Here is a 14,842-nt window from a genome sequence, read left to right as displayed (position 1 = left end):
GGCCTGTTGCGCTCTTGCGAAGGTCGCTACGCCTTGCGACGCAGGGCGGCGAACCCTGCCAAACCGATGACAAGAAGCGGAAGCGCCCCCGGAAGCGGCACTGCCGTCAGCGGGTCTGCACCGGCCAGTTTCAGTTGTGGGTCGTCCTTCACCGACACTTTCGCGGGCGCATCCGTGCTGGCGGAAGCGGACACGATGCAGGTGTCGTCGAGGATCGAGCACTCGTCGTCCGGATTGGTCGATACCGCGGACTGATCCGCGAAATACTCTGTCGAATACCCGACCTTGGTCCCGGTCACGCTGCTGACCTCGATGCCGTTGGCGCTGGTCGGGAGAATGCCGAACCAGCCAAGGACCACTTCGAAAAATGTCAGGTTGCCGTCCTCGTCAATTGCGGCTTCGGCAGAGGCAGACACATCGGGCATCTTTTCGGTAACGTCAAACAAACCGTCGGAGACGCCAAAGGACAGAACCGGGAAGAGTTGCGCACCCGGCCCGGTCTTGCCGCTCACATCCAGCGTCACGGAGCCGGATGCGCCCATACCTGTGGTGTAGGGGCCGATCTCGTCGCCCGGCTTCGCGAACGGTGCGGGCAGGTTGTAGATGGTGCTCGCATACGGGCCTGAAGAAAACTCGATCGTCAGCGGGGTGCAGCCCGTATCGCAGGTGGCGGCATGGCCAACGGTGCCTGCAAGACATGTCGCAAGCACGAAGGCGGGCGCTGTTCGCTTAAGAGTTGTAGAACGCAGCATATTATCAACTTGTGTTAATGGCGGCAGGCGCCGATGAGCAGAAAAACGCGATGAACAGGCAGGTTTGACACCCAAATACACACACTTTTCGTTGTATACCGCGATTCGCACGGCCTTGCCAAAAAAATGCTGCATTCGCCGGGGCTTGTGGCGCATTCTTGCTACAATCCACAGGTCATGGGCCAACTGGAGCCGATCTGGCGGCAATCCGCGCATTTCCGGATTACTGTTTGCAATTCGCTGCCTTATTTGCGGACGCGCGCCCGGAATCGCCCGCTGACCGGCATGTGGTCCGACATCTCGAAACCCGTGTCGCGCGTCGTGACCGACACGACCTCGACGTTGGGCGAAACCGCGAACCCGTCCAGAATGGTGGTGTAGTTGATCCCGGGCGTGAATGGCCGGTCCAACGAGCGGCTCGTGGGCGTCGTCGGGTCGATCGCAAGCGTCCAGCCCGCGGGCAGCGCGCCATCGGGAAACGGGTGCAGCCAGAACAGCATGTCGTCCGGCGTCTGGTGCGGAAAATCCGTCTCGGTCAACTGCATGTTCCAATCCCCGCCGATCACCACATGCATCCCGCGCGCATGGAGCGCCTGTGCATGCGCGAACACCGCCCCGATCTGGCGCCGACGCAAATGCCCGCCATCGTCGAACGCGGACAGGTGGATGTTGACGAGGGCCCACTGCGCGCCGTTCTCTGCCTCGGTGATCAGGGTTTGCAGCCCGTAGCGCCGGTTCAGAAGCCCGAGCATCGGCTTCGGCTCCCCCGCAATCGGGGTCACAAGGCCCTCTGTCGGTGTCAGGTCGGTCGCAACGACCATCCCGTGCCGCAGTTTGAACGGCCAGGGCAGCAACCGGGTCGCGACATCGGGCTTGACCCAGAAAACCGGCGCGGCAACGGCGTCGCGCAGCGCAGCGGTCAAAGGCTGCCAGAGGGTGAGCGGCCCGGGGTCTGCCACCTCCTGAAAGAGCATGACATCCGTGCCCAACTCCGCGGCGATCGCGGCAATCCCGTCTATGTTGCGCGCCACATCCGCGCGAGAAGGCGGAAAGAACCGCGCGCCCCCATCTGCGACGAAGTCAGAACCGGCCCCCAGTCCGCCATAGCCGAGGTTCCATGTGCTCACCGAGATTTCGGACCGGTCCAGAACCCGCGACGCAGCCTGCGCTGTCAGAACCACCGGGCCCGCATCCGACACAGCTGTCCGGTTGAGCCAGACCACGGCAGCCACGTAGGCCACCAGCCCGGCCGTGAGGACGCTCCAAAGGCTCACGCGCCGCGTCCGATCCGGAACCTAGGACGCATCGGCCGATTGTCGTGTCTTGGCGGCCTCGGTGGCCGGGCACTGTACGTGCACCACGCGATCCTGCGCGTCTGTGTCCGCGTCCAGCTGGGTCTTGCGGCGCTCGCTCAGCCAGACCGCAAGGCTCAATGCCAGAAGCAACCCGCCCCGGTCACTGGTCAGCGCGATCATGAAGCCGGTCAGCCCGCGTTGTTTGCTGAGGCTCAGGTAGATGTCATTGAACCGCTGCAACATCTCCCACCCGCCGGCTGCGATGGCCGCGCGTTGCTGGTCCAGCGCCACCAGAGCCGTGCCGAAAAACCCGTCATACGTGAAGTAGTGCACAGACCATGCCGCTGCCGCGACGCAAGCGATGGACAAGAACAACAGGCGGTCGAACCACTGCAAAGACGTTTCGGTATAGGCTTGTGAAATCGGTGTATAGCGCACCAGAACGCGCACGCAAAAACTCGCCAGCACCAAAAGGATGAGCGCGTTGATCTGATCCACCATCAGTCCCGCGCCCTTTGCCATCGTGCCGAAGATTTCTTCGACGACAACCATCCTGTCATCCGGCGACAGCGCAGCCGCGCCCAGGTTGGCCACTTGCGTGTCCAGCAGGGATGTTATGGCGCGGATATCCGGCGCGAACGCGAACGTCTGCGCGACAACCAGCACAACGATCAGGATCATGAACGAGAAATTCACGACGGCATACGGGAAGTACGCGACATACCCCGCCTTGAGCCATGTGCGATAGCGTTGGCTTCGACCGTCTTGCGCCGCCTTCCGCATGATCTGGCTGTCAAACAGCAGCACCAGGATGCAGATCAGTGTCAGACACGACACTGCGACCGACGGGAACTGCTGCACCAGGCCCCAGATGCTGACATCGTCGGTCAGGAAATTGACCCCGAATACCAGCACGGCCAGCAGGAAAAGGGTAAGAATCTCGCCGTAAACGCCCGAGCGGGGTTTGAATTTCAGACGGCGCACGCGTTTGCCGTCCTTGTCCAACGGCCCCCGGATCGCGCCGAGGATCGTCCAACTGCGCCCGCCGCGCCAGTAGGCGAGCGTGACCGAGATCACGCCAACACAAAACGCGCCCAGGATAATCGCGATATCCACCTGCACCCTCCGACCTTTACAGGGTGGGACGATCCCTCAATCCCCGTTTCGGCACAAGGGCGGCTAGACGCCCAGACACCAGCGCATGATCGCCTTTTGCGCGTGCAGGCGGTTCTCGGCCTCGTCGAAGATCACCGAGTTCGGGCCATCCATCACTTCCGAGGTCACTTCCTCCCCGCGATGCGCGGGCAGGCAGTGCATGAACAGGGCATCGGGCTTGGCCCGCGCCATCAGATCGGTGTTGACCTGATAGGCGCGCAACTGGTTGTGGCGGCGTTCCTTCGTCGTCTGGCTGTCATGCATCGACACCCAGGTGTCGGCCACCACCACGTCCGCATCCGCGACGGCGCGGATCGGGTCGCGCTCGATCTCGACCGAGACACCCTTGGCGCGCGCCCCTTCGATGAACTCGGCCTCCGGGTCCAGCGTCGGCGGGCCGGTGAACACCATGTCGAAGCCGAACTGCCCGGCGGCATGCAGGAAGGACGCGCAGACATTGTTGCCATCGCCGCACCAGACCACTTTCTTGCCCGCAACCGGCCCGCGATGCTCCTCGATGGTCAGGATGTCTGCCATGATCTGACAGGGGTGCGTGCGGTTGGTCAGCCCGTTGATCACCGGCACAGTGGCGTGATCGGCCATCTCCTGCAGCGTGGTTTCCTCGAAGGTGCGGATCATGATCATGTCGACGTAGCGGCTCAGAACTCGGGCGGTGTCGGCGATGGTCTCTCCATGCCCCAGTTGCATGTCGTTGCCCGACAGGACCATCGTCTGCCCGCCCATCTGGCGCACGCCCACGTCAAAGCTGACGCGCGTGCGGGTCGAGGGTTTCTCGAAGATCAGCGCGACCATACGCCCGGCAAGCGGACTTTCATCGTCGGGCATGCCCTTGGGGCGTCCGGCGCGCGCGGTCTTCATCGCCGCGGCGTGGTCCAGCATGCGGCGCAACTCGCCCGCGTCGGTTTTGTGAATGTCCAGAAAATGCGTCATCTCAATCGTCCTTTGCAGGCGCACGTGGCCCGTCCGTCTTGCTTGTGGGGTGTTGGCGCTGCATTTCCATCACCAGGACCTCCTCGCCATCTTCGCAGGGCACGACCTGACCGGCCACAAAGCCCGCCCGCTCATACGCCGCGATCGCGCGTGTGTTTGTCGGGTCCGGGTCAACGACCACGACCGGCGCGCCCCCCTCCAGAAGCTGCGTCGCGCGCGCCCTCAGGTAGCCCGCCGCGTGCCCGCGCCCCAGATAGGCCGGATCACCCAGAAACGTGTCAATCGCGCGGGCTGTCTTGGGCAGATAGCCATATTGCGGCGACCCGTAAGCCTTTGCGGGATAGTCCTGCACGAACGCAAAGGGCGCATCGGCCCAGACCACGCGCATGTCGCACAGATCGCCCTCGACCTCGTCCTCGATCAGGCCGATCTCATAGTCCGGATCGCCCCACCACGCCCGGACATGGGGCAGGGCGAGCCATCCGCGCAGCATCGGGTAATCCGCCCGCGTGACCGGTTCAAACCGGTACTCAGGCGGCATGGGCCTGCACCGTTTCCGCCGTGGCCCGCAGCCGCGAGAGCGCCTCGGCCACCTCCGCCTCGGAGATGTTCAGCGGCGGCAACAGGCGCACGACATTGTCTGCGGCTGGCACCATCAGAACCTCTGCCCCGTAGCCCGCGTTCACCACGTCCATGTTCGGCGCTGCACAGACGATCCCCAGCATCAGACCCGATCCGCGCACTGCGCTGAACACGCTTGGATACTCCGCGACCAGTCCTTCCAACCCTTGCCGGAACTGGCCTGCGCGCGCGGTCACCTCCTCAAGAAAGCCCGGCGCTGTGACCGCCTCCATAACTGCGCAGCCCACCGCGCAAGCCAGCGGGTTGCCGCCATAGGTCGAGCCGTGCGTGCCCGCCGTCATGCCCGAAGCCGCATCCTCGGTGGCCAGAACCGCACCCAGCGGGAAGCCCCCGCCAATGCCCTTCGCGACCATCATGATATCCGGCGCGATCCCGGCCCATTCATGCGCGAACAGCTTGCCGGTCCGCCCCATCCCGCATTGCACCTCGTCCAGGATCAGCAGGATGCCATTGGCGTCGCACAGCTCCCGCAGACCCTTCAGGCAAACGTCGGGCAGGGGCAGGATGCCACCCTCGCCCTGGATCGGTTCCACCAGGATCGCTGCGGTGCGATCATCAATCGCCCCCTGCAGCGCCTCATGGTTGCCAAACGGCAGATGCCGGAACCCCGGCAGAAGCGGGCCGAACCCGTGCGTCATCTTCTCGGACCCCGCCGCGGCAATCCCCGCCGCCGACCGCCCGTGGAAGGAGCCCGAAAACGTCAGGATCTCCACCCGCTCGGGCTGGCCCGCGTCAAAGAAATACTTGCGCGCCATTTTCACCGCCAACTCGCAGCTTTCCGTGCCCGAGTTCGTGAAGAACACGGTGTCGGCAAAGGTCGCTGCCACCAGCATCTCCGCCAGCTTCTCCTGCGGCCCGATGTGATAGAGGTTCGAGACATGCCAAAGCGTCTCCGCCTGCGCCGTCAGCGCCGCGACCAGCCCCGGGTGCGCATGCCCCAGCGCATTCACCGCAATCCCCGCGCCCAGATCCAGAAAACGTCGCCCATCCGCCTCGATCAGCCACGTGCCCTCGCCCTTGACGAAGTTCAAAGGCGCACGGTTATAGGTCGGCAGGATCGCAGGGATCATCGGTCTGTCCTCTCGGGATGCAGGAAGGCCCATTGGTGCCAAGGGCCCCGTCCAGTGTCAATTTCGATTTGAGTTGCAGCACGGAATGCCCCGGCGCGCGGGGCAGGGAAGGGGGTCGCCTAGCGGCGCAAACCTCGTCGGATGTCTGTCACGGCGATCATGGCCGTCCCTTTCACGGTTGTGCTGCGCTGGGCGTACCCTGCGCCCAGACAGAAATCAAGGCTGCGAAACGCCCGGCTCAGAACCGGAACACGAACCCGACACCGCCCGAGACCAGCGTGTCATCCTCGATGATCGGGCTGTCGGTAATGTCGTCCGAGAAGAAATCGCCGCGTAGCGAGCCAAGCAGGCTCCAGCTCTCGTTGATCTGATACCGCGCCGAGAGCGAGACAAACGGCACCACCACGCTGCCCGGATCGTAGGTCGGACGCCCGGGCGCCACCTCATCCGTGTCCACACCGTAGATGTACCGGCTCAGATCGCCGCTCTGCCACGCGGCTCCTGCCGACCAGTCGAGGCCGACCGTCCCCAACCGCTGCCGCGCGCCAAAGCGCAACCGCGCCTCCTGCCCGTCATGCTCGCCGGTGAACTCCTGCCGCAACGCCCCGCGCGCATAAAACCGCCCGATATCGTACTGCGCCTCCAGGGCCAGATCGCCGGTCACCTCCCGGTCGATCCCGTCAAGCTGGTCCCCATCGGTGGAGATCAGGCCCGAAAACCGCGGCCGCGCCGCCGCCGTCAGCCGCCATGGCCCGCTTTCCAGAAACGAATACTCCACCCCTTCGGTGCTGACCGCGAACGGGCCCTGCCGGAAACTGATCAGCGGCAGCGGCAGGATATCTTCGTCCTGCCCCAGGTACGGGTTGGTGTCCCCAATGACCAGGAGCCCGAGGCTCCATCCATCCTGCCGCCCCTCGCGCGGCGCGTCCTGCGCAAGCGCAACCGTCGGCGCAACAAGCGCCAGCGCAGCAACAAGGCGGGTCACAGAGAGCATGTCATCCTTTCCGGGCGCAGAGGGGCGCACCACAACCATACCGCGATATGGCCCGTTTTCCCAAGCCTTCAATGACTTACACACGGGTTTTTGTCCCCGTTGACCGCGCAATCGCGGTCAACGCGTGCGGATACGCGGTTGGCAAAGCCAACTGCGGGCGCACACCCTTTCAAAGCTGGGCGCAAACCAACGTCGCACCGCCTCCCCAGAGACCTTAACCACAGCGCCCCAGATGCCCAGAAAGGCAATCCCATCCCACACGCCTCATGCGGCGAAAACTGAAGAAAAAGAGGACCACGCCACCCAACTCCCTCGCCCGGCGGCACGTCGGGCAGCGCCCGACCCGCCCCCAAGGGCGGGCGCTTCCGCACCCACCCTCGGGCCGGGCGCTGCCCTTGAGGCTCCCTTTAGAAAAAGGCTTCTTCGCGAGCGCCGCTTAAAAAGGTCATTAGTGCTGACATAATATTTCAAAGGCGCACCGTCCCCATACGCTCAAGAGCGGTTTTTTCAGCTCTGTAAATTACCTTGGAGTAGGTCGATGTCCGGGATTATTTCCGGTCAAGCCACTTGGCGATGTAGTGCCATATGGCACACGCCAAGAGGTTGAGCGGAAGCCCGATAATAAGGTCTTCCAGCATCCAACATCCTGTCAGGATAGGAGTGTTCGCTTACGCGAACGCAGAAAAGCCCTGTGAGCCGATCCCACAGGGCCACGAAAAACCCCACGCGCCGCTATGCGGAAACGTAGGGTTATCTGAATGTCGTTGTGCCTAGTCGCGCGTTCCGCGCACCGTAGCTCTAGGCATAGCTTCGCAATTTGCAGGCCGCAGGTCCCTCTTGGTTATCTGCGTCCCATCCGCGGCGTGTATCCGTAATACCGCAACCATTTCAGCCATATGTCGGCAATGGCCCCGGCTATCAGGTTCACCGGGTCCCGAAGCTTTGACGCACGGGATCAACTCTCACCGTGTCAAGTGCCCCAGAAAAAGTCAATATGTTGCGATGAAACTCGAAAGAGCAATCTCAAAACCACGAAACCTGGTGTTTTCTTGACCTATCAGGAGCGAAACCGCGTCCGCTGCGGGCGTGGATTCTGCCACCCCCTCCGCTTCCGACCTCCTGCTAGTCAGTCATTCCTGATTGCTCGAAAGCCAATAAGAAGCAAAATTAGAAAACCGCTATTCCTAGCTCCGTAAATTCACTTCTGCACTCTAAGGCTCGATCTACAACAGTTCTCATAGCTTGTTCAGCCCCTAGGCTCTGCACCATCGTATTGAACCCTTGCTGTTTGCTTTCGTTGGTTGATGCTAACTGCTTAGAGAAATCGTCTTCCGTGAGACTGTTTTCGACAGCGATCCTAGCTGCATTTTCAAAAGCTCTGGCCCTGAAAGCTTGAGCCGCTTCGACCTGGTCAAAGCTCACTTCAAGTCCGCTGTTGCGCAGATACTCAATTACGTCAGCGGCATATTTAGCATCTGCCGCACAATCAACCGCTCGCCCAAGAGACATTGTCTCAGCAGAATTGACTGTCGCTGACCCAAACCACAATAACACAGTTAGCGAAACAAAGTTTTTTGAGGTCATATTTAAATTCATTGCACTCTCATCTATGGGTCATCATGCTCTGAGAATTAAACTGCACCTTTCCAAGGTTTGTGCAACTGAAACTCCTCAGTGTGGTTGCTGTTTTCCCGCGCTTCTCCGTCAACTTCGCTGATGCTGCTTCGAAGATCCCTTAATGTGGGTTATTGGCTGGCTCAGGCATTCTTCTAGTATCGGTGACGGTGATCGCGACTAGAAAAATATTCCCCCATTCTCTTGATTTGGCGTCAAAACCTTCAAGAAGGCATAGCCCGCTTGCTCTTTTTTGCACTGCCTTGCCGAGACAGGAGACCAAGTCCAGCCGTCTAATGACAGTCGATATCCTCAAGCCTATCAGTCCAACGCCTGCGCCGTCACTGGATGCATTGTGACCTTTCAAGTCATCTACCCAAGCTTAGCTTGTGTTGGTCCCAACGAAAGGGCTCCGCCCGTCTCAAATTCGATCCGTCCCCCGCGCGGATCACCGCTCGGGGCGCGGATCATCTTCGACACTTGCCAAGCCCCCAAAACCCCTACATATCCTCGGCCATGACCGACCTCGCGCATATCCGCAATTTCTCCATCGTGGCGCATATCGACCACGGCAAGTCCACCCTCGCTGACCGCCTCATTCAGGAGACGGGCACGGTGCAGGATCGGGATATGAAGGAGCAGTTGCTTGACGCCATGGATATCGAGCGCGAGCGCGGGATCACCATCAAGGCCAATACCGTCCGCATCGACTATGTCGCCGACAATGGCGAGGCCTATGTGCTGAACCTGATCGACACGCCGGGCCATGTGGATTTCGCCTACGAGGTGTCCCGCTCCATGCGCGCGGTCGAAGGCTCGCTTCTGGTCGTCGACAGCACGCAAGGGGTGGAGGCGCAGACGCTCGCCAATGTCTATCAGGCCATCGACGCCGACCATGAACTTGTCCCCGTCTTCAACAAGATCGACCTGCCGGCCTCCGATATCGACCGCGTCGCCGAGCAGGTGGAGGATGTCATCGGCATCGATGCCTCCGGCGCGATCCCGGTCTCGGCCAAGACGGGGCAGGGCATCCACGAGGTGCTGGAGGCCATCGTCGCACACCTCCCCGCGCCCAAGGGCAATCGCGACGCCCCCCTCAAGGCCATGCTGGTGGACAGCTGGTATGACGCCTATCTCGGCGTGATCGTCCTCGTCCGCATCGTCGACGGCGTGCTGAAAAAGGGCGACCGCATCCGCATGATGTCCACCAACGCGATCTACCCCGTGGACCGCATCGGCGTCTTCCGCCCCCAGATGGAACAGATCGACGAATTGGGCCCCGGCGAGATCGGCTTCCTCACCGCCTCCATCAAACAGGTCCGCGACACCCGCGTCGGCGACACCGTCACGCATGAGAAAAAGGGCACCGAAACCCCGCTGCCGGGCTTCAAACCCTCCCAGCCTGTCGTCTTCTGCGGCCTCTTCCCCGTCGACAATGCCGAGTTCGAGGATCTGCGCGACGCGATTGAGAAGCTCGCCCTCAACGACGCCTCCTTCAGCTACGAGATGGAAACCTCCGCCGCCCTCGGCTTCGGCTTCCGCTGCGGCTTCCTCGGCCTTCTTCACCTCGAGGTCATCCGCGACCGGATCGAGCGCGAATACAATATCGAGCTGATCACCACCGCCCCCTCCGTCATCTACCACATCTACATGAAGGACGGGTCGATGATCGAACTGCACAACCCCGCCGACATGCCCGACCTCACCCATGTCGACCACCTTGAGGAGCCGCGCATCAAGGCCACCATCCTCGTGCCCGATGATTACCTCGGCGATGTGCTCAAGCTCTGCCAGGACCGCCGCGGCATCCAGATCGACCTGACCTATGCCGGCACCCGCGCCATGGTCGTCTACGACCTGCCCCTGAACGAGGTGGTCTTCGACTTCTACGACCGCCTGAAATCAGTGACCAAGGGCTACGCGTCTTTCGACTACCAGATGACCGGCTACCGCGAGGACAGCCTCGTCAAGATGCAGATCCTCGTGAATGACGAGCCCGTCGACGCGCTCTCCACCATGGTCCACCGTGACCGGGCCGAGCAGCGCGGCCGCGCCATGTGCGAGAAGCTCAAGGACCTCATCCCCCGCCACATGTTCAAAATCCCGATCCAGGCGGCCATCGGCGGCAAGGTCATCGCGCGTGAGACCCTCTCGGCCCTGCGCAAGGACGTCACCGCGAAATGCTACGGCGGCGACGCGACGCGGAAGAAGAAACTGCTGGAGAAGCAGAAGGCCGGTAAGAAAAAGATGCGCCAGTTCGGGAAGGTGGATATCCCCCAAGAGGCGTTTATATCCGCCCTCAAAATGGATGGGTAAGCGCCGGTCCGGGCGTGCCCGGCAATCGCTCCAGTGGAGCGATTGAGGCGCGAACGGGCGGAGCCCCGGACATCAAAAGGCAGCCACCGTTTTGCCGGGCGATCGGGCGAAATAGGTTGCGAAGCAACGGGCGCTTTACGGCTGCAGTAGGATTCGCGGCGCACCAACCACGGCATGCCGGTACCTAAGCGACGCGTTTCAGCTTAGCTGTGTCAATCACTTTGGCAGTCTAACTCGGTGTCAACGGTTTGTTTGAATAGCCATGAACTGATTGGTGGTATTGCTCTTTCATATCCCGCGCGTAAGCTCTATGTTCTCATGAAGCTGGCGTAAAGCGGCAAAGTTAACTCTTTGGTTGCATATTGCCTACTCATTAAAGAATGATTTTGATCTCGGTTGTACCAGATAGGCGATATGGGCTGAAGGTAGAACTTGTTGTAGTAAACATAACATCATTTCGTGTTTTCTATCGAATTTAAGGGCGAACAGTTGTGAAAAGGATGCTTAGAGATTTGCTCCCAACTCGATCGCAGTTCCAAAATTGGAAGTTGCCAAGCAAATATGCTTTTTTAAGTTTGGTTCTGGGGGCCTTTTCACTTTTCATCGGAGTTGTAAGCCTATATTTTGCCGCAACTGACAGGTGGCTTTTGTCAGATGACGCAACTTTGGGAGAGTCGTATGCTGGGTTTGAATTGCCTAGACTAGTCGACGGCGAAGCAAACTTGCCAACAACTATTCAGGCTGTTATTCCAAATTTATCCGGTTTTTACAATAATTGGAATGGTCTGCAATTCAATCTAAGATTTTTTAACTTTGGGCTCAACCTCGTAATTCCAATTTCAGTTGAAGTTTTGTTGAGAAATGATATGCAAGTGCTCGAGCATTTCACTAGTTCATATATTTTTGCTGGTAAAATGAAAGAAACTGATTATTTCCAAGTGCCAGAAGGGGCAAATATTCTCGAAATTTGTGTAACATACCAATTAACTGACCATAGGTTTGCCATATTTGATGCATATGCATTTCTAAAGTTTTTAGAAAGCCCACAAGGTGATGCGCTTCCAATTAATTTTCGTGAAACGAAAATTGTTGATAATAGTAATTACTGTAGTAAAGTGTTTGAGAAGCGCATAAGGCGAAGAAATCTATAAAATTAAGTGTGTGAAGAATTTTTTCAATAATTTTTATGAATTCTTATCACTCGTTTGGGATGCGCTCTTAATCCAAATTTGCAGAAATAGTCGACTGTATCTTTCAATTATCTGCTGCTAGACTCAAATGATGCCTGGCTTTTTTGAATTCACTTTTTGGGGACCATGAGGTCGGCTGTCCTCACTTAAATTTTCTTGTTGCAGTTTCTTTGACCTAAATCATACTCCCCAACACACCTTTCCCCCACACTCCTCCTCCAACCACGAGGAGGAGCACCCAATGGACACCACCCTTGCCGAGAAGACCCTGCGCGACCGCCGGGCGGAGATTGTCGGGGATCTGACCCGGATCGAGGATGCGCTCGACGACACCCCGTCCAAGGATTGGGAGGATCGCGCGTCCGAGCGGCAGGAGGATGAGGTTCTTGAGGCGCACGGGGCGCTCGAACAGGCCGAACTCACCCAGATCGACGCGGCCCTGAAACGCATCGCGGACGGCTCCTACGGCATCTGCCTGAAATGCGGGGGCGATATTTCCGACGCGCGCCTCGCCGCCGTGCCCACCGCCGCCCTCTGCCGCACCTGCGCGGCGGGCTGAGGCGGTTTTCGGAACTTCGACCGGAGGGGATGCGTTGATCCACTGAAAGGAGACTTCCAATGGACCGTCTAAGCATTTTCCGGACCCTCATGAGCGGCGCTATGATCACCGGCGCGCTGGTCATCACGCTGTTCTCGCTCGGCTACTATTCCGCCTGGGGCATCGCGATTTCCGCCCTTGTTGGCTTCGTCCTGGCGTGGCCGTCGGCCTATCTCGTGTCGCGCCGGATCAAGCGCCGTGATCCGGAATGGGACGAGACGCGGGTCGACCGACACGCTGCCCTCAAGCCCTCCGCACCCGAGGTCTGATCCCCGCGCCCGGTCCGGGCTTGCCCCAGATCAAAGACGGGCCCGCGACCAAAGTCGTAGAATGCACATCGTCAATACACCTAAACCGAGGGGGTTTTCACGATGGTACGGCTGGCACTCATTCTTTACGCGATGATCGGCACCTCTCTGGCAGGCGCGTTCCTGATCGCGGCCCTGACGATGGGGTACACCACCACGCAGCCGGTCATTCTTGCCGCGGCCCTCGGGTTCGTGGCGGGTATCCCGGCGTCGTACCTCGTGGCCCGCGCCATTACGGATCGTGCCTAGCGGGGGACCGCTTGCACGTGGCGGTCGCCGGACCTCATCCCACCGGCGGGCGCACCGGTGCGGGGGCTAAGCCTCCGCACCGTTTTTGTCTGTCGGAACGACCCTGACCTTGCGCCGGATCAGCCGTCGAAACGGGCGCAGCCACCACGGCCATGTGCGCCCGCGTACCTCAGCCATGCTGAGCATCAACTCGCCGCCGGGCACTGGTTCCAGCCCCGCGTGCTTCAGCACCGAGCGTTCCATCGCCCGATCGAACTGGATCTGCTGGACCTTCTCGGCCTGCTGCGCCTGTGTGGTCCGTCCGCGCCAGTTTCTGCCCCAAAGGAACGAACTGGGCTTCCACCCCCGGTGCATGAAATTCTCCATATCGACCTGTCGGTTGATGCGTTGGTAATCCTCGAACGACACCAGCGCCGCCATCACCTTGCCGTGTCGTGTCAGCAGCACGTTGCGTTCGGGGTGCTGCACAAGGTGGATCAGCCGGGGCAGCTGCGTGCGCGCCTCCGTGGTCGAGACGTCGATGGGCAGGGGGTAGAGCGGCTTCATCGGGCCCTCCGGACTTTGCTACATTTTGTAAAAACGCCCTTTCAGGATTGCTACAAAACGTAAAAAACGCCTGCATCCACCGTGCGGTCAGACCCTCCCGTTGATCTCAATCAAGTTGCCCTCGGGGTCTTCCACATAGACATGCCGCAAACCGGGGATCGCGAACTCTCCGGTCACTGAAAACGGGATGCCCGCCGCGGTCAGCCGGTCGATCACTGCTTGCAGGTCATCCACGTGAAACGCCACGTGCCCGCCCACGCTCGGGTTGTGGATCAAGTTGTTTTTATTGGCGAAATCCGGGTCAGGCGCGATCAGGTGCAGGCCCGTATGCCCCTCCCGCCCGTCGGCCAGCAGCGCGAGTTTGTCCGGATCCCCCGGCAGATAGCCGCGCGATTGCGGGAATTCCCAGGGCTTTTCCTGCATCCCCAGGATCTCCGTATAGAACGCCGCTGTCTTGCGGACGTCCTTCGCCTGCAAGTTCACATGATGTATGGACCAAGCCATTGATAACCCTCCCGATTTTTCAGAAGGCTACCACGGCGTGGCTCAGGGCGATACCCCGCGCGCCGCTTCCGGATGCTCTGCCATGAAGTGCCGCAAGACCGCGAACAGCTCCTTTGCATGTGCAACATCATCCTTGTGCAACGCCTCACGAATATCCTCGCAGATCATCTGCTGCACCTGCTGCGGACCATGGTGCTGCTGCATCAAATATTCGCTTTGAATTGAAGCATTTAGCAGGCCCGTATGCTCATGCTCGGCCACTGCCGCGATCTCCTCCCGGGTCAGGCACGTGATGTCTTCGATGTCCTCGAGCGTGATCATTCCTCCCCCTCCTTCATGGAAATGTCACCGGACCGTTACATTGCCAGCCCGCGCGGATCGACGCTTTGACCCATCTCAACCCACGCATCTGATCCAGATCAAAGCCAGAATTGCTGCGTGTGCATAATGTCCGGCGCATTGCAGGAGTTCGCCCAATGCACCGCCTTGGCCTGATGGTATTTTCCCTTGTGGGGCCAACACTTACCGGCTGCGGCGCCGTGGTGGCGCTGGTTTTTGGGGCGACAGAGCTCTGGTCCCTTCTCGCGGCAGCGGCCTTAGGTGCGCTGGTTGCGATCCCGGTGGCCATCGGCATCGCGCGGGCTCTGGACGCCTAAGT

At 60.2% G+C, this 14,842-nt stretch carries 17 protein-coding genes; 6 read left to right on the top strand and 11 right to left on the bottom strand.

Annotated features, from left to right (window positions below):
• Positions 1-26: 26 nt before the first annotated feature.
• From ACP15N_RS05470 to ACP15N_RS05435, 8 genes are all read right to left on the bottom strand, one after another.
• Positions 27-710 carry a VPLPA-CTERM sorting domain-containing protein gene (locus ACP15N_RS05470; RefSeq protein ID WP_425091208.1) on the bottom strand — a complete coding sequence of 228 codons (684 nt, stop codon included), beginning with the start codon at positions 708-710 and terminating at the stop codon, positions 27-29.
• 287 nt (positions 711-997) lie between these two features.
• Complete coding sequence (locus tag ACP15N_RS05465; protein ID WP_425091207.1) at positions 998-2,026, bottom strand: endonuclease/exonuclease/phosphatase family protein; 1,029 nt, start codon at positions 2,024-2,026, stop codon at positions 998-1,000.
• A gap of 21 nt (positions 2,027-2,047) precedes the next feature.
• Positions 2,048-3,163 carry a hypothetical protein gene (locus ACP15N_RS05460; RefSeq protein ID WP_425091206.1) on the bottom strand — a complete coding sequence of 372 codons (1,116 nt, stop codon included), beginning with the start codon at positions 3,161-3,163 and terminating at the stop codon, positions 2,048-2,050.
• A 63-nt stretch (positions 3,164-3,226) separates the two neighbouring features.
• Positions 3,227-4,153 (bottom strand): ornithine carbamoyltransferase, encoded by a 927-nt coding sequence (gene argF / locus ACP15N_RS05455; RefSeq protein WP_425091205.1) that lies wholly within the window; start codon positions 4,151-4,153, stop codon positions 3,227-3,229.
• A 1-nt stretch (position 4,154) separates the two neighbouring features.
• Positions 4,155-4,694: a GNAT family N-acetyltransferase gene (locus ACP15N_RS05450; RefSeq protein WP_425091204.1), complete on the bottom strand. Its 540-nt coding sequence runs from the start codon at positions 4,692-4,694 to the stop codon at positions 4,155-4,157.
• Positions 4,684-5,865: an aspartate aminotransferase family protein gene (locus ACP15N_RS05445; protein ID WP_425091203.1), complete on the bottom strand. Its 1,182-nt coding sequence runs from the start codon at positions 5,863-5,865 to the stop codon at positions 4,684-4,686. Before ACP15N_RS05445 ends, ACP15N_RS05450 begins: the two co-directional genes overlap by 11 nt.
• A gap of 238 nt (positions 5,866-6,103) precedes the next feature.
• Positions 6,104-6,859: a MipA/OmpV family protein gene (locus ACP15N_RS05440; protein WP_425091202.1), complete on the bottom strand. Its 756-nt coding sequence runs from the start codon at positions 6,857-6,859 to the stop codon at positions 6,104-6,106.
• A gap of 1,167 nt (positions 6,860-8,026) precedes the next feature.
• Entirely contained in the window at positions 8,027-8,455 is a 429-nt protein-coding gene (locus tag ACP15N_RS05435; protein WP_425091201.1) for a hypothetical protein, read from the bottom strand.
• Between the two features lie 534 nt (positions 8,456-8,989).
• Here ACP15N_RS05435 and lepA point away from each other — a divergent pair.
• The 5 genes from lepA (at position 8,990) to ACP15N_RS05410 (ending at position 13,134) form a co-directional block, all read left to right on the top strand.
• Complete coding sequence (lepA, locus tag ACP15N_RS05430) at positions 8,990-10,789, top strand: translation elongation factor 4 (RefSeq protein ID WP_425091200.1); 1,800 nt, start codon at positions 8,990-8,992, stop codon at positions 10,787-10,789.
• Between the two features lie 548 nt (positions 10,790-11,337).
• Entirely contained in the window at positions 11,338-11,940 is a 603-nt protein-coding gene (locus tag ACP15N_RS05425) for a hypothetical protein (RefSeq protein ID WP_425091199.1), read from the top strand.
• A gap of 280 nt (positions 11,941-12,220) precedes the next feature.
• The gene (locus ACP15N_RS05420) at positions 12,221-12,538 is read left to right on the top strand and encodes a TraR/DksA family transcriptional regulator (RefSeq protein WP_425091198.1); all 318 of its coding nucleotides are present in this window, start codon (positions 12,221-12,223) and stop codon (positions 12,536-12,538) included.
• 59 nt (positions 12,539-12,597) lie between these two features.
• Complete coding sequence (locus ACP15N_RS05415; RefSeq protein WP_425091197.1) at positions 12,598-12,846, top strand: hypothetical protein; 249 nt, start codon at positions 12,598-12,600, stop codon at positions 12,844-12,846.
• Between the two features lie 102 nt (positions 12,847-12,948).
• Complete coding sequence (locus tag ACP15N_RS05410) at positions 12,949-13,134, top strand: CTP synthetase (protein ID WP_425091196.1); 186 nt, start codon at positions 12,949-12,951, stop codon at positions 13,132-13,134.
• Positions 13,135-13,200: 66 nt separating this feature from the next.
• Here ACP15N_RS05410 and ACP15N_RS05405 read toward each other — a convergent pair whose 3' ends face one another.
• The 3 genes from ACP15N_RS05405 to ACP15N_RS05395 form a co-directional block, all read right to left on the bottom strand.
• Positions 13,201-13,680, bottom strand: coding sequence for a type II toxin-antitoxin system Phd/YefM family antitoxin (locus ACP15N_RS05405; protein WP_425091195.1), 480 nt, complete (start codon positions 13,678-13,680; stop codon positions 13,201-13,203).
• A gap of 87 nt (positions 13,681-13,767) precedes the next feature.
• Positions 13,768-14,184, bottom strand: a complete 417-nt coding sequence (locus tag ACP15N_RS05400; RefSeq protein ID WP_425091194.1) for a VOC family protein — start codon at positions 14,182-14,184, stop codon at positions 13,768-13,770.
• A gap of 42 nt (positions 14,185-14,226) precedes the next feature.
• Positions 14,227-14,505, bottom strand: coding sequence for a hypothetical protein (locus tag ACP15N_RS05395; protein ID WP_425091193.1), 279 nt, complete (start codon positions 14,503-14,505; stop codon positions 14,227-14,229).
• A gap of 173 nt (positions 14,506-14,678) precedes the next feature.
• Between ACP15N_RS05395 and ACP15N_RS05390 the strand changes: the two genes are divergently transcribed.
• Entirely contained in the window at positions 14,679-14,840 is a 162-nt protein-coding gene (locus ACP15N_RS05390) for a hypothetical protein (protein WP_425091192.1), read from the top strand.
• Positions 14,841-14,842: the final 2 nt, after the last annotated feature.

It is taken from the genome of Tropicimonas sp. S265A (assembly GCF_049800835.1).
GTDB lineage: Bacteria > Pseudomonadota > Alphaproteobacteria > Rhodobacterales > Rhodobacteraceae > Dinoroseobacter.
The sequence above is the reverse complement of the archived record's forward strand: the minus strand, read 5'-3'. Positions and strand labels throughout refer to the sequence as shown.

Coding starts and splice junctions, on each gene's coding strand:
- ACP15N_RS05410 (WP_425091196.1), top strand. CDS start 12,949: ATGGTACGGCTGGCACTCATTCTTTACGCGATGATCGGCACCTCTCTG.
- ACP15N_RS05440 (WP_425091202.1), bottom strand. CDS start 6,859: ATGCTCTCTGTGACCCGCCTTGTTGCTGCGCTGGCGCTTGTTGCGCCG.
- ACP15N_RS05405 (WP_425091195.1), bottom strand. CDS start 13,680: ATGAAGCCGCTCTACCCCCTGCCCATCGACGTCTCGACCACGGAGGCG.
- lepA (WP_425091200.1), top strand. CDS start 8,990: ATGACCGACCTCGCGCATATCCGCAATTTCTCCATCGTGGCGCATATC.
- ACP15N_RS05450 (WP_425091204.1), bottom strand. CDS start 4,694: ATGCCGCCTGAGTACCGGTTTGAACCGGTCACGCGGGCGGATTACCCG.
- ACP15N_RS05415 (WP_425091197.1), top strand. CDS start 12,598: ATGGACCGTCTAAGCATTTTCCGGACCCTCATGAGCGGCGCTATGATC.
- ACP15N_RS05420 (WP_425091198.1), top strand. CDS start 12,221: ATGGACACCACCCTTGCCGAGAAGACCCTGCGCGACCGCCGGGCGGAG.
- ACP15N_RS05395 (WP_425091193.1), bottom strand. CDS start 14,505: ATGATCACGCTCGAGGACATCGAAGACATCACGTGCCTGACCCGGGAG.
- ACP15N_RS05445 (WP_425091203.1), bottom strand. CDS start 5,865: ATGATCCCTGCGATCCTGCCGACCTATAACCGTGCGCCTTTGAACTTC.
- ACP15N_RS05435 (WP_425091201.1), bottom strand. CDS start 8,455: ATGAATTTAAATATGACCTCAAAAAACTTTGTTTCGCTAACTGTGTTA.
- ACP15N_RS05400 (WP_425091194.1), bottom strand. CDS start 14,184: ATGGCTTGGTCCATACATCATGTGAACTTGCAGGCGAAGGACGTCCGC.
- ACP15N_RS05390 (WP_425091192.1), top strand. CDS start 14,679: ATGGTATTTTCCCTTGTGGGGCCAACACTTACCGGCTGCGGCGCCGTG.
- argF (WP_425091205.1), bottom strand. CDS start 4,153: ATGACGCATTTTCTGGACATTCACAAAACCGACGCGGGCGAGTTGCGC.